Origin of the sequence: Sorangium sp. So ce367, assembly GCF_051520455.1 — a bacterium.
Lineage (GTDB): Bacteria > Myxococcota_A > Polyangia > Polyangiales > Polyangiaceae > Sorangium > Sorangium cellulosum_B.
On sequence record NZ_CP150334.1, the window covers coordinates 1,641,136 to 1,655,000 of the forward strand.

The 13,865-nt window shown below is 70.7% G+C and carries 12 protein-coding genes; 6 read left to right on the top strand and 6 right to left on the bottom strand.

The features are described 5' to 3' along the window. Window positions 1-192: 192 nt before the first annotated feature. Window positions 193-1,590, top strand: a complete 1,398-nt coding sequence (locus tag WME97_RS06290) for a sensor histidine kinase (protein ID WP_437550233.1) — start codon at window positions 193-195, stop codon at window positions 1,588-1,590. Between the two features lie 64 nt (window positions 1,591-1,654). Here the strand turns inward: WME97_RS06290 and WME97_RS06295 are convergent, their stop codons facing one another. Together WME97_RS06295 and WME97_RS06300 are read right to left on the bottom strand one after the other, a co-directional pair. Beyond that, on the bottom strand, window positions 1,655-2,197 hold the full coding sequence (locus tag WME97_RS06295; protein ID WP_437550235.1) for a GNAT family N-acetyltransferase: 543 nt from the start codon (window positions 2,195-2,197) through the stop codon (window positions 1,655-1,657). Then, window positions 2,194-3,477 (bottom strand): hypothetical protein, encoded by a 1,284-nt coding sequence (locus WME97_RS06300; RefSeq protein WP_437550237.1) that lies wholly within the window; start codon window positions 3,475-3,477, stop codon window positions 2,194-2,196. The genes WME97_RS06295 and WME97_RS06300 overlap by 4 nt, the downstream gene beginning before the upstream one ends. A 68-nt stretch (window positions 3,478-3,545) precedes the next feature. On the opposite strand from WME97_RS06300, the gene WME97_RS06305 reads away from it, so the two are divergent. Then, on the top strand, window positions 3,546-5,123 hold the full coding sequence (locus tag WME97_RS06305) for a PLP-dependent aminotransferase family protein (protein ID WP_437550239.1): 1,578 nt from the start codon (window positions 3,546-3,548) through the stop codon (window positions 5,121-5,123). Between the two features lie 344 nt (window positions 5,124-5,467). Then, window positions 5,468-5,974, top strand: a complete 507-nt coding sequence (locus WME97_RS06310; RefSeq protein WP_437550241.1) for a hypothetical protein — start codon at window positions 5,468-5,470, stop codon at window positions 5,972-5,974. 88 nt (window positions 5,975-6,062) lie between these two features. On the opposite strand, the gene WME97_RS06315 is transcribed toward WME97_RS06310, so the two are convergent. Further along, window positions 6,063-6,809 (bottom strand): SDR family oxidoreductase, encoded by a 747-nt coding sequence (locus tag WME97_RS06315; protein WP_437550243.1) that lies wholly within the window; start codon window positions 6,807-6,809, stop codon window positions 6,063-6,065. A 328-nt stretch (window positions 6,810-7,137) separates the two neighbouring features. On the opposite strand from WME97_RS06315, the gene WME97_RS06320 reads away from it, so the two are divergent. Then, window positions 7,138-7,848: a DUF3943 domain-containing protein gene (locus WME97_RS06320; RefSeq protein WP_437550245.1), complete on the top strand. Its 711-nt coding sequence runs from the start codon at window positions 7,138-7,140 to the stop codon at window positions 7,846-7,848. A gap of 106 nt (window positions 7,849-7,954) precedes the next feature. Here WME97_RS06320 and WME97_RS06325 read toward each other — a convergent pair whose 3' ends face one another. The 3 genes from WME97_RS06325 to WME97_RS06335 form a co-directional block, all read right to left on the bottom strand. Beyond that, on the bottom strand, window positions 7,955-8,365 hold the full coding sequence (locus WME97_RS06325; RefSeq protein WP_437550247.1) for a hypothetical protein: 411 nt from the start codon (window positions 8,363-8,365) through the stop codon (window positions 7,955-7,957). A gap of 606 nt (window positions 8,366-8,971) precedes the next feature. Beyond that, window positions 8,972-9,511 carry a hypothetical protein gene (locus tag WME97_RS06330; protein ID WP_437550249.1) on the bottom strand — a complete coding sequence of 180 codons (540 nt, stop codon included), beginning with the start codon at window positions 9,509-9,511 and terminating at the stop codon, window positions 8,972-8,974. A gap of 765 nt (window positions 9,512-10,276) precedes the next feature. Further along, window positions 10,277-10,552, bottom strand: coding sequence for a barstar family protein (locus WME97_RS06335; protein WP_437550251.1), 276 nt, complete (start codon window positions 10,550-10,552; stop codon window positions 10,277-10,279). A gap of 329 nt (window positions 10,553-10,881) precedes the next feature. Here WME97_RS06335 and istA point away from each other — a divergent pair, with 329 nt between their 5' ends. Both istA and WME97_RS06345 read left to right on the top strand, forming a co-directional pair. After that, entirely contained in the window at window positions 10,882-12,447 is a 1,566-nt protein-coding gene (istA, locus tag WME97_RS06340) for an IS21 family transposase (protein WP_437541801.1), read from the top strand. Then, window positions 12,444-13,268 carry an ATP-binding protein gene (locus tag WME97_RS06345; RefSeq protein ID WP_437541803.1) on the top strand — a complete coding sequence of 275 codons (825 nt, stop codon included), beginning with the start codon at window positions 12,444-12,446 and terminating at the stop codon, window positions 13,266-13,268. The genes istA and WME97_RS06345 overlap by 4 nt, the downstream gene beginning before the upstream one ends. Window positions 13,269-13,865 lie beyond the last annotated feature (597 nt).

The window sequence follows — 13,865 nt, forward strand, 5'->3', positions numbered from 1 at the left end:
GTTGTCCTGCCACGCTCCCGCTCGCCGCCGGAGCGCTTCTCGCCGTGCGGCGCGGCGCCGGGGCACCTTGCTCTTCGCGCAACGCGGTCTAGCTTTCGCGGAGTGGCTCAGCCCCACGGATCCGCCGACGCCCGTCGAGAGGACGGAACTTCGGTCATTCCGACGCGGACGCGCTTCGAGGCCACGGCGAGGATGGGTTATGCCATCCTCACCCTGCTCCTGGCGCTCGGCATGGCGTTCTCGGTGCGGCGCTTCTCGTCCGTGGCCGAGGCTCAGATCGCTCGGCTACGCGCCAAAGAGCACGAGATCACGCTCGCGGAGCGGCTCCGGTGGAGCAGCGAGCTCATCGTGTCTCACGGCCGGGGCTATCTTATCTCCGGCGATGCGGAGCTCCTCGAGCAGGCGAAGAGGGCCAGGGCGCGCTTCGACGAGCACGTCGGCGCGCTTCGCGACCACGCGCTCAGCCCGATCGGCCTCGAGCGGGTGGCCGAGGTCGAGCAGGCGGCCAGGCACCTCGTCCGGATGCAGGAAGAGCTGCTCGACGCCCGGCAGCGGACGCGGACTGGCGACGCGAGCGAGCTCGTGCGCCGGTTCGACGAGGAGCTGAGGCCGCGTCACCGCGATCTCGAGGGCTCCCTCGCCCGCCTCGTCGAGCACAAGCAAGATGTCCTCAAGCAGCTCTACGATGATGCGAAGACGGAGCGAGCCCGGCTGGAGCTGTGGCTCGACGGCCTGCTGGGCTTGCTGGTGCTGGCCGGCCTGGGGATCGCCTGGTACTTCACGAAGCTCCTCGGCGGCCCGTACCACAAGGCGCGGGAGGCGCGCGACGCCGCGCGCCTGGCGCTGGCGGCCCGCGACGAGCTCATGGGCATCGTGGCCCACGATCTGCGCAACCCGCTCGGCGCCATCGCGCTGAAGGCCGCGTGGCTGCGGCGGGGCGCCGACTCCGAGCGAACACGGCAGCAAGCGGAGTCGATCGAGCACGTCTCGCTGCGGATGGAGCGCCTTATCAGGACGATGCTCGACGTGACGACGATGCAAGCCTCCAGGTTCTCGGTGACGCCGAAGCCGTGCGCGGTGGAGGATCTCCTGCACGAGACGATGGAGATGTTCGGGCCGCTCTCCGAGTCGAAGCAGGTCCGGTTCGAGCAATCCCTGAAGGAGCCCGGGCTCGTGATCCGCGCGGAGTGGGAGCGCGTGCTCCAGGTGCTGTCGAACCTCCTCGGCAACGCCCTGAAATTCACGCCCCAGAGCGGCCAGGTGACCCTCTCGGTGGACCGGGACGGGGCGATGGCCCGCTTCGCCGTCCTCGACTCGGGGCCGGGGATCCCCCCCCAGAACCTCACGAGCATCTTCGAGCGGTTCTGGAAGGACGAGACGCCCGGGAAGAAGGGCACCGGCCTCGGGCTCTACATCGCCAAGGGGATCGTCGACGCGCACGGCGGCCGCATCTGGGTGGAGAGCGAGGTCGGGCAGGGCGCCCGCTTCTACTTCACGCTCCCCATCGCCGAGGCGGCGGGGCACGAGGCGCCCGCGGCGGCAGAGGCGCCCGCGCCCGCGGCGGGAGGCGAGGGCCGCTCGCGCGGGTGAGGCGTCGAGCAGCAACGGGGCACGCGGCGCGCGGCGCGCGGCGGCGCCCGTTCCGCCCGGCGCTTCACGGCTGCCCGCCGGCCGGCGCGTCCTCCCGGACGCGCGCGTAGAGCAGCACGTCGCCGAGCCGCCCGTCCTTCACGACGTGGCGGCGCATCCGCGCCTCGAGCGCGTAACCCGCCTTCTCGAGCACGCGGGCGGACGCCCCGTTCCAGTCGAAGACGCCGGCCTGGATGCGCTCGAGGCCCAGCTGCTCGAAGCCGTACCGCGTCAGCGCGATCACCGCCTCGGTTGCCAGCCCGCGCCCCCAGTAAGCCGCGCCGAGCCAGTAGCCGAGCTCCGCGGTGTTCCGGTGCACGTCGTCGAGGCGCTCGAGGCCGATGCCGCCGGCCGCCTCGCCGGCGACCACGATCGCCAGGGCCTCGCCGGGCCGCGCGCGCGCCGCGCAGTGCGCGATCCAGCCCTCGGCGTCGTCGCGCGTGTACGGGTGCGGAAAGCGATCGCGGAGGTTCGCCCAGACGCGGCGGTCGTTCGCGTTCTTCACGAGCGCGTCGACGTCGACCGCCGCCCAGGGACGCAGGGTGAACGCGGGCATCTCGAGGATCATGGCGTCGCTCCCTCCGGTCGAGCCTCGCCGGCCCGAGCCTCCGATCGATCGAAGAGCTTCACGAGGATCTCGCTCCCGATGCCGGTCGCGACCATCCGCTCGCGGCGGTTCGAGAGCAGCGCGCCGAGCCACGGCAAGGCGCCGCCGTCCCCGAGCGGGAGCTCGAGGCCGTCGTCCCGGCGGACGACGAGCTGGATGAACGGCCCGGCGTAGTAGCCGAGCCCCTGCAGCCGCCCGAGATCGTGCACGACCTCGACCTCCGGGCGTGCGCGGGTGAGCGGCTCGCTGACCTCGGCGATCCAGCGCTCGGCGCGCGCGAGGAGCTCGGGGCCGAGGCCGAGGGACCGCGCGGCCCCCACGAGATCCGCCGCGCGTCGCGGCAGATCGACGCCGGCCTCGCGCAGGGCCGCCTCCGTCGACCCGGGCTCGTGCGCCTTCGCCCGCCGCGCCATCGCGTCCGCGTCGACGCCGCGCGCGCCGAGGCTCGCGCGGACCAGCGACGTGTCGGAGAGCACGACGCGCAGCCCCGCGGCGCGGAAGCCCGCGTGAGGCAGCGCGCGGACGAGGTCCGCCCAGACGACGAGGTGATCGAGCAGGGCGCGCCGCTCGCACGCGTCGTCCTCGCCGCGGCCCGGGGAGCGGGCCGCCGTCGCGAGGGCGAACAGGCGGAAGTGCGGCGTGAAGCCCGGCTGGGTCGTGGGCTGCATGCGCAGGACGCGCTGGCTCGCGCAGAACCGCAGCGGCTCGCCGCCCCGGGTCCCGCGCCGGCGCCGCGCGGCGTGCAGCGCGAGCCCCGTCGTCGGGTCCGCGGCGACCTCGGCGAAGCGGACCGTCGCGAGCACGTTGTTCGGCTCGACGCCCGCGCACGCCGTGGCGCCGAGCGGCCCGATCGGGGCGAGATCCACCGCCTCGAAGCCCGCCGCCGCGGCGTACGCCGCCGCGTCGAGGGCGTGCAGCCGCCGGGCGTCCGCCGTCGAGGCGTGCGTCATGGGCGCGCGCTCCGCGTGGTCGAGGACGTCGGCGAAGCTCCGCCGCAGCGCGCGCCGGCGCAGGCAATGGAGCAGGAGCGTGGTCAGCTCGTTGCCCGGGAGGTCCTCGGCGAGGAGCCGATCGATCGGCTGACCGGCGTGCGCCTCGGCCGCGCGGCGGGCGATGCGCGACGAGAGCTCGCCCGTCTTGTCGTCTTCGAACGGCCGCCGCGGGGGAGCGGCGGGCCGCTCGGGGGCGGTGGGCTGCTCGCGGGCGGTCGACACCGTCGTGAGGTCGTCGGCGGTGGGCATGGCTGGCTCCTCGTCGACACGGTGCCCCGGATCTGGCACCCTGGAAAGGGCCAGAGAAGCCGATCTCGATGGTGCCAGCGCGCTCCACCTCCCACGCCGCCCACGCCTTCCTCCACCTGCAGCGCGGCGCGCCGGCGACGCTGGCCGCCCAGCTGGTCGAGCAGCTGCGCCGCGCCGTGCTGGACGGCGTCCTCCAGCCCGATCACCCGCTCCCGTCGTCCCGCGAGCTCGCGCGGGAGCTCGGCGTGTCGCGCAACACCGCGGTGGCGGCGTACGAGGCGCTGGCCGCGGACGGCACCATCGTGGTGCGCCCTCGTCGGGCGCCGCTCGTCGCGCACGTGCCGGCGCGCGCGGGGGGGCAGGGCGCCGCCCGCGTCCAGCCGGCGGCGGCCGCGCCGCGCACGTCGAAGAGCGCGCGGCGGCTCTCGGCGGTGGTGCCCCCCGACAAGCTCGACGCGCTCCTCGGCAGCCGCGCGCGGTCGCGCCCGTTCGGGGTCGGCCTGCCGGACCTCGAGCTGCTCCCGTGGCGCATCTTCGAGCGGTGCCTCGCGCGCCGCGTCCGCTCGATGTCGGCGGCCGACGCGCTCGACCACGATCCGCGGGGCGCGCCGCTGCTCCGGCGCGCCGTGCTCCACCACATCGCGGTGGCCCGCGGCGTGCGCGCGACGGTCGACCAGGTGTTCATCACGGAGGGATCCCAGGCCGCGGTGGACCTGTGCTGCCGCGCGCTGCTCGACCCGGGCGACGCCGCCTGGGTGGAGGACCCGGGGCCGCTGGCCCTCCGCGCGGCGGTGCGCATGGCGGGCGCGCGGCCGATCCCGATCCCGGTCGACGAGGACGGGCTCCGGGTGCGCGCCGGCGCGCATCGACGTCGGGGCGCGCCGCGCGCGCGGGTCGCCTTCGTGTCGCCTGCCTACGCGTTCCCCTCGGGGGCGCGGCTCACGCTGCCGCGGCGCATCGAGCTCCTGTCCTGGGCCACCAGGGCGCGCGCCGTGGTCGTCGAGATCGACTACGAGGGCGAGCTGCGGTTCGACGGCACCCCGCTGCCCTCGCTCCTCAGCCTCGACCTCGAGGGCGTGAAGGATCGCGTGATCCACGTGGGGACCTTCAGCCGCTCGCTGTTCCCGGGCCTGCGGCTCGGCTTCATGATCGTGCCGCCCGCGCTGGTGCGCGCCGTGGCCATGGTGCGCGCGGCGTCGACCCGCTCGCCGCCCTACCTGCTGCAGGCCGCGCTTGCCGACTTCATCGACGAGGGCCACTTCGCGCGCCACCTCCGGAAGCTGAAGCAGGCGACGCGGCGCCGGCGCGACCTCGTGCTCGCGGAGCTCGGGCTGCTCTTGCCGAGCGCGGTCCGGGCGCGGGCGCCCGCGGGGGGCTCGGTGCTGACGCTCGACCTGCCCGCGGGCGCGGACGACGTCGCCATCGTCCAGGCGCTCGCGGCGCGGGGCGTCGACGCGCAGCCGCTCTCGCGCATCACGGCGGCGCGCGCTTCGGCCCGCGCGCCGCGCGCGCCCGGGCTCATCCTGGGGTTCGGCGCGCACTCGGAGGGCGCGCTCCGGGACGCGGCGCGGACGCTGGCGGCCGTCGTGACGCAGGCGATCGGCGCGGGCGAGGCCGGCGCGCCGCCGGGGTCGCCGCCGCGATAGTGCCTGTCCCCAGGGATGCGGGTACCGCCCGTCGTGAGCGAGCGCCGCGCCCACCACCGCGCCGTACGAGCAGGGCTCGTCCGCGATCCGGCCCGCTGGTCCGGGCGCGTTCCGAGGAGCACGCCGATGCAGGCCATCGCCGTGTCACCTCCTGCCACACCTGACACCTGTCACACCCGGTCGGTGTGGCAGGCCCCCCGGCGTCGCAGGACGGGCGCGCGAGCGCCAAAAGCAGGAGCGGGCCGCGCGCATGCGGAGATCGCGCGGGTCCTCGCCGCGAGGACGGGCTGGCATTGAAGTCGCAATCCGCGAGACCCGTGACCTCGTAGACGGAGGAGACATTCATGCTGCTCAAGAAGATCGTGGGGATGTCCGTGCTCATGCTGTCGGTTGGCTCGGCTGGAGGCTGCGGCGGGCTCGAAGGTTCGCAGGGGACCGACGTGGAGGAGGTCGAGGCGCTCGCCAGCCCGATCGAGAACGAATATCAAGGGTTCGGTTGCGTCCCCGTGGCCATGTCGATGTTCGAGATGGAGGCGTACGGCGTCGGCTCGTCCTGTTCCCTCATCGGGCGGAAGAAGAACGCCGAGAGCCGCGCGATCGACGCGCTCGAGGCCCACGCGGAGAACGAGTGTGAGGCGATCCGGGACGACAACCCGGAGGTCTGGGACATCCTCTGTCGTGAGATCTGCGAGTTCAACGGGTACGACGAGACGACAGGCACGGGGATGTGCTCGTACGAGGTGACGGACACGGACACGTGGGAAGAATCCGGCTGTGCTCTCGGCTCGCGGCAATACAACCAGCAGGAGGCCACCGTCCAGTGCGGCTGCGACTGCCTCATGGACCTCTGAGGCCGAGCGAGCGAGCGGCCCGGCTTCGCCCCCGGCAGTGCGATGCAGCGACGTCGCGTGTCCCTGGCCGGATGGCTGGCGGGCGGCGCTAGCGGCCGCCGGCGACGTCCAGGAGGGAGCCGGTGCAGTAGGAGGACTCGCTGGAGGCGAGCCACAGGATGGCGTGCGCGACCTCCTCGGGGCTGCCGGCGCGGCCCAGCGGCAGGCTCGCCTGGAGCCGCTCGACGCGCCCTGGATCGCCTCCGCTCGCGTGGATGTCGGTCGCGATGATCCCCGGCCGCACGGCGTTGACCCGGATGCCCTCGGCGGCGACCTCCTTCGCGAGGCCGATCGTGAGCGTGTCGACGGCGGCCTTCGAGGCGGCGTAGTCGATGTACTCGCCCGGGGAGCCGAGCTGCGACGCCCGCGAGGAGACGTTCACGATCGCGCCTCCCCTACCGCCGCGGAGCGTCGACATGCGCCGGACCGCCTCTCGCGCGCACAGGAAGCTGCCGACGACGTTGGTCGAGAGGATGCGCTCCACGCGCGCCGCGGTCATGTCCTCGAGGCGCGCCTGCCGGTCGAGCACGCCCGCGTTGTTGACGAGCGCCGCGATCGGGCCGAGGTCACGGTCGACGGTCTGGAACAGGCGCACGACGTCCTCTTCGCGGCTCACGTCGGCCGCGATCGCGAGGGCGACGCCGCCGTGCGCGCGGATCTCGTCGACCACCCTCGCCGCGGCGCCCTCGTCGCGCAGGTAGCTCATGGCGACCGCGTAGCCTCGGCTCGCGGCGAGCAGCGCGGTGGCGGCGCCGATCCCGCGGCTGCCGCCCGTGATGAGCATGATGTCGGCCATGGCGCGGGAGCCTACGCGAGCCCGCGGCGAGGCGGGGTGCTGTGAGGCGCGCGGTCGCGCTGGAGCGCTGAGCAGCTTGGAAACCAGAGAAATGAGCCGCCAAAGCGCCAAGGACGCCAAGCACGCGAAGAAGACATGAAGATGAGCCGCCGAGTCGTCAGGAAGACATGCAGATGAGCCGCCAGGTCACCAGGAAGACACCACAATCTTGGCGTCCCTGGCGACCTGGCAGTTCAACTTCTTGCTGTTTGCATGCGGCTTCGACCCGCTGGTCGCTCTAGACTCGAGTCTGGTCGCCGCACCCACCGCGCGCCGCGGCCGCTCCCCGATGGCCCCGATCCGCCTGTGCGCTGCCGCTTCCCTCGCCGTCCTCGTCGCCGCGTGCGCCGGCCGGACCACGGCGGTTCCTCCGGCCGAGTCGGCCTTTCCGCCTGGCCTCCCGGCCCCCTTGCCGGATCGCGCGCCTGCCGCAGGGGAGCCCCAGGCGTCACCGCCTGTTGCCGCGGCCGAGGCCGTGGAGCCCGCCTGGGCGCCGCCGATCGTGCACACGCTGGCCGTGCTCACGGTGACCCGCAGCGTGGAGGCGGCGCTGTGGCCCGAGCCCTTCGCCGACTTTCGCGCGGAGCGATGGGGATACCACTATGGCGAGGCGCTCACGAAGCCGCCGCTCTTCGACGCCGGTCAGCCCGCGTTCCGGTGGGATCACGACCCGTGGCCGATCAACGTGGTCGGCCATGGCCTGCTCGGGAGCGAGATGTACCTCAGGGCGCGGATATGCCGCTTCGGCGCCCCTGCCGCGCTCGCGTTCGCCATCGCCGGCACCCACCTCTGGGAGTACGGCTACGAGGCCAACGGCGTCCGGCCCTCGGCGCTCGATCTTGTCTACACGCCGCTCGCTGGGGTCCTCCTGGGCGAGCTCCGGTACGCGACCTGGCATGCGGCGGGGGGCATCGAGAGCGCGCCGGCGCGCCTGATCCTGCGCGCGCTCATGGATCCGTTCGGCGAGATCGAGCGGGGCGCCGGGGTCTTCGACTGCTAGTCTCGACGTGGGTACAGCTGCCTGACGCCGGGCAGCTGTGCCCACGTCGAGACTACAGCGGTTCCCGCCCACCTCTGCACCAAGCAGACCGTCGCTCCAGGACCTGTCAGCAGAGATACGCGTAGAAGTTCCCGAGGGCGCGAAGCGGCTCGATCATTTCCTGCTTGCCGCCCGCCAGCGCCGATTGCCTCCAGCGAATCGCTCTGTCGAGCGTGGCCGCAATCCTCCGCTCAAGCTCGGAATCCCTCATGAGCGGCGCCCAGAGGAGCATCCCTGCGCCGTCGACACCAGCGCCACCGTATGCGACCCAGCTGGCGGGATTCTCCCGCCGGAACTGGAGCAGAAACCTGTGAGCCGATCCGTCAGAGAACTCCAGACTGTTGATGGTGCCTGAGCGCCACCTGACCAGGTCAGCCACGTCGAGCCCGTGCATCACCGTCGATCGCCAGGTGGCTCCCAGGTCACTCGAGCTCCTGATGGCCTCGGGTACGAGCCCGTCACCGACGTTGAGCTCCACCGATGGCAGCACGCCCACGAAGGCCCAGGTGCCGAACAATGCGCCGCGACGGTGTGAGCCTCGCAGGAGGTTCCCACAGTCGCAACGAATCGTCCACCGCCCATCGTCCAACCGCACCGGCTTACCGAGGAGCGATGCGAGCGGCAGGCCACAGGCGTCGCACGCCGTGGGAGGTCGCCAACCGGGAACACCCTTGCGCGCGCCGAACGGAAGCCGCGAGAAACAATTGTCGCACAGGATAATGCCTGTCAGCTGGATGCTTCCCGCTGTAAACGGGCATTCGATGTGCGCATTGTGCAAGCCGGTCGATGTCGCGCCTTCCAAGTGACCACTCCTTGACGGAACTTGGGGCCAGGAAATCGAAACGCGGCTCGAAAGTCAAGCTCCTCGCAACGGCCGTCCCGCCGTACAGCTACGCTGCTCGCGCCGGCTGACATAGACGACCTACCCGATCCGCATCCCTCCTGGAGATGGGAGCGGAGCGGATCGAGCGCCGAGAGCTTCGCGCGGTGCGAGGGGTACGATTCGAAGCAGCTGGTTCGGCTGCTGCGCACCCTGGCTGCCAAGCTGGTGGGGATCGCGCAAGCTGCCTCTGCTTCGGGATGTTCACTCGATTTCTACGCAGATGGCATCACCGAGCTCGCGAGAGTCGGTCGCGCGGATGCCGCAACCGTAACCTGGGCCGTCAATGGAGCCCCCTCCACCGATCCTCGCAATCCCCCAGTACCCGACGTGGGTGCATATCTCATCCGAGTAGGCAGAGGCGGTAGCGAAATCCACGTGCTCGAAGCCTTCCAGGCACTGATCTCCGCCCCTCACGACCGCAAAGGTGGTCCCGTCGATGTCAAAGAGCTGGTAGTTGGGCTTGCAGAGGATGTAGCTCAGCTCGCGGGTATCGTTGGCATGCTGCTGGCAGTTGTTCCACGGGCCATCTATCGAACTCCCGTCTGCGATACGAAAGACTCCTGAATAGGGGAGCTCATCGCAGCGGGCGAGAAACGTCCAGAAGGCGTCGACTGGCAACAACGGTGTGTATCCTACGGGGCAAGTTTCCCCTTCGTAGATTTCGTATGTCGCCGTCTGAGCCTGAGCCGGTGCGCTCAGCGAGATGCCTCCCGCGATAAGCCCGCAGACCAGGACACCCATGGGCATCGTGTGACAGAAGTTTTTCATTTGTCCGCCAATGTGTTGTTATGATGGTTTATGTTTCCAGGCCAAGCGCGTGGTCGGGCGCAGGGGCTCATGGGTGCATCTTGGTCACGCCGCAAGATGCCCCGTGGGCTCCGCAATGAAGAGCCCGCTCCGTGCTTCATCGGCCAGCGCGGAGGTATCATTCTCAGGAGCGAAACGCTGTCAACGTGTAAACGATCGTGTCGCTTCATGGATATCTCTGATTGAGATGGAATTGGCAATCTGATCCCCGGTCATCCGGTCAGTGGAACAGGCCTTGCCTTGCGTCGGGCTCTGCAATTCGCTCGTGGGTCCCAGAGCTCGGCGAGGCGCGTGCCGCTCGCGACCCTCGCGCTGGAAGGACGCGCCCGGAGCGCCGCGGCGGCTCATCGAGGCCAGGTTCCATCCGCCGTGATGTCCTCTGCACCGGCGGAGCCACGTGATGAGCCCGCTGCGGCACGAGGTGCGGAGGCAGGCGTATCCGACCCGCCACGCAACCGCGCCGGGATCACGTCCAGAGTATGCGGCGACACGGCGGGCGACGCCAGACGGCGGGCTGGAACGGCGGCGTTCGAGAAATGAAACAGTGCTATCGAGCGCAGGGCGCCGCCTCCGCGCAGCATCTCTCGCGAAGGTCGATTCGTGCGAGAACCGCCACGATGTCCCGCGACCCTGCAACACCAAGTCCTGTGACATTCAGCCGCGGCGGGAGGCCGTCGGCCGGGGTGGCGGGGTGGAAGGCTACTCGAGTGTGACTTTCACAAAGGTGGACCGACTGGCGATGTCGCGCAACCTTTGAACAAACTGCCCATCGCGGAGCCGATGCAATGACCGTGTGTTGACGAGCTTGAGCTCACATTCGCCCGGCCACCCAGGACCGCCGTTCAGGCCGTCCCAGAAGGCGTCGAGGTTCCGACCAAAGTACGCCGCACCTTCCGGCTCTGCTGCCCTGACGTACGCGGACCAGAAGTCTGCTTCTGTCTGGACGGGGGCGCAGTCGACAACGATAGATCGCATGCCTTCTCACTGTTCCGCGATGGGTCAACCGAAGCCGCCGGACCAGGTCTGTCGAGAACGTCGTCTCCCGTTGCCAGCTCGCAGGCTCATGGGGCCACCTGACGGCGTTTTTCGCAGGGTCATGGGGCCACCCCAATCGCAGGAGGATGGGGCCACCCGCGCGGGGGCGTGACCTAGTTTTTCGCAGGGTCATGGGGCCAGCTTCCGAGGTTTTTCGCAGGGTCATGGGGCCAGCTCGGGACGCCGCGGTCGGGATCTGAGACGGGCTCCTTCCGACGACGGCGCGGGTCGCCGTCGGAAGGAGCCCGATGCCCTACCGAGAGCTGATCATGGTTGACATCAAGGAAATGCTCCGCCGTCGTGCGGCGGGGCAAAGCGCGCGTCAGGTGGCGCGCGAGACGGGGTTCGATCGCAAGACGGTCGGCAGGTACTTCGAGGCCGCAGCGACGTTGCCACTGCCGCGCGACCGCGAGCCGACGGACGAGGAGATTCATGCGATCGCCCAGCGCGTGCAGGCGCGCCCGGTGCCCGACGCGAGCGACGAGAGGAAGCAGATCGACGCGCATCGCGTGCGTATCGAGGCCTGGCTCGCCCAATCTCGCCCGCTGAAGCTGCGGAAAATCCACACGCTGCTCCAGCGCGACCACGGCGTCACGGCGAGCTACGACACGCTCTGGCGCTTCGCCAAGGAGGAGCTCGCGTGGCGCAAGAAGACGCCGACGGTTCGTGTCGCTGATACCGAGCCCGGCGAGGTCGCGCAGGTCGACTTCGGCCTCATGGGCAGGCTGTTCGATCCTGCGACGCAGCGAGTTCGCAATCTGTGGGTGCTCGTAGTGACGCTCGTGTACAGCCGCTACCAGTTCGTGTGGCCCTCGTTCGAGCAGACCACCGTGGCGGTGTGCGCGGGCCTGGATGCGGCGTGGCGGTTCTTCGACGCGATGGCGCGCGTGATCATCCCGGACAACATGAAAGCCATCGTGCTGCGCGCCGACGAGCTCACCCCCGTGCTCGTGCCGGCCTTCCTCGACTACGCTCAGACGCGCGGGCTGTTCGTGGATGCCGCGCGTGTCAGGTCGCCGAGAGACAAGGCACGTGTCGAGAATCAGGTCGCCTACGTGCGGGAGAGCTGGTTCGACGGCGAGTCGTTCACGAGCCTCGACGACGCGCGCGTGTCGGCTGAGCGGTGGTGCCGCGACGTCGCCGGCGCGCGCGTCCACGGCACGACGCGCGAGGTGCCGCGCGAGGTGTTCGAGGCGCGCGAGAGGAGCGCCATGAAGCCGGCGCCGGCCGCGCCGTTCGACGTGCCGTACTGGACCGACGCGAAGGTGCACCCTGATCATCACGTGCAGGTGCTCCGGTCGCTCTACAGCGTGCCCTCCCGCTACGTCGGCAGCACAGTGCGCGTCCGCGCCGACGGCGCGTCGGTGAGGATCTACGCCGGCACGGAGCTCGTGAAAGTGCACGCGCGCGTCGCGCCGGGCAAGCGTTCCACCGATCCGAGCGACTACCCCATGGGCAAGGACGTCGCGGCGGTGCGCGACGTCGCCTCGCTCATCGCGAGCGCGAAGAAGTGCGGAGTGCATGTCGGGGTCTACGCTGAGCGGCTGCTCGCGGTGCCATTGCCCTGGACGCGCATGCGGCTGGTCTACGCGCTGCTGCGTCTGTGCAAGAAGTTCGGTAACGGGCGTGTCGAGGCGATCTGCCAGAGCGCGCTCGCGTTTGATGTCGTCGACGTGCAGCGCGTGGCGCGCATGCTCGAGACGGCGAAGACACCGGCGTCACCGTCCACGGGGCAGCGCACGGTCGTTGCGCTGCCCGCGCCGCGGTTCGCGCGCAGCACGGAGCACTTCGCGACGCGCATGCCGGCGGCTGCCGCGACCAAGGAGGACTCGTGATCAGCTCGAGCGATGTCGACCCCGCGCTCATCACGGCGCTCAAGCGTCTTCGTCTCGGCCGCATCGCGGCGACGCTGCGCGAGCGTCTCCTGGTCGCCGAGAAGCAGTCGATGGGACACGAGGAGCTGTTGCTCATGCTGCTCACCGACGAGATCGCGCGTCGCGAGGCCAGCGCGACGGAGAGTCGCGTACGCGACGCCGGGCTCGACCCGGCCATGCGCCTGGAGCTCTGGGACAAGACCGCGAAGGTCAGCTTCGACAAGCGTCTGCTCGGCGGGTTCACGAGCCTACGCTTCCTCGAAGAGCACAAGCACATCGTCATCCTCGGCTCTGTCGGCGTGGGCAAGACCTACCTCGCGAACGCGCTCGGACACCTCGCGTGCCAGCACGGCTACAGCGTGCGCTTCTTGCGCGCCGACGCGATGCTGCGCAGGCTGCGCCAGAGCAGGCTCGACAACTCACGCGACGCCGAGATGATCACGCTCACGACCGTCGACCTGCTCATCCTTGACGACTTCGCGCTCGAGGCGATGAACAAGGAAGAGAGCCGCGACGTGTACCAGCTCTTCCTCGAACGCACAGGCAACGCTTCGATGATCGTCACGAGCAATCGCGACACGGCCGAGTGGCTCGCGATGTTCGACGACGTGCTGCTCGCGCAGAGCGCCGTCGATCGGTTCAAGAACGCGGCGTTCGACTTCATCATCGAGGGGGAGTCGTACAGACCGCGGCTCAAGCCGAAGCTCGACGAGAGCACCACGGCCGCGCCGGTGCCCGCGCGCAGCAAGCCGCCCACCCACCCACGCAGCAGGCGGCGATGACCGCTGCGGCCCCGGCGAGGACGTCGAGCCCGGGGCCGCGCCTCTGACCCCTCGCTCCGATCGGCGTGCCTCGCCCCCCTCGTCGACGGGAGCGCGGGTGTCGCCGGGGGCGGGGTGTACCTGCCTGCTCCTGGGCGTCGCGGACCCTGCCGGGATCTACACGGGGGCCTGGGTGGCCCCATGACCCTGCGAAAAGAGAGACGTCGCCGGTCGCTGCGCGCCCGGCTCCGGGGACCTCGACACGCTTCGCGGTCTCGGGCATGGTCGAGACCGATCACGGCGTCTCCCCCTGGCCCCATGACCCTGCGACGGGGTGGCCCCATGACCCTGCGACGTGGCACCCGTGGCCTCCCCCACGAAAGGTCCCATGAATCGGCTCTGCGCCGCAAGGCCCAGATGCTGTCCAGCGCGATGGGGTAGATCCGTCGAGCACCGGCGGCAGTCGACGCCTCTCCAGGGGGCCGGGGCGCCCTCCGCCGCCGCGTCGTCCGCGAGGAAGGGCCCGCGGCTTCACCGGTTCCACCGTACAGCCACGCTGTACGTGCTGCTTGACATCGAGCACCTCACGCGAACCGCCTCCCTCCGGGAAAAGTGACG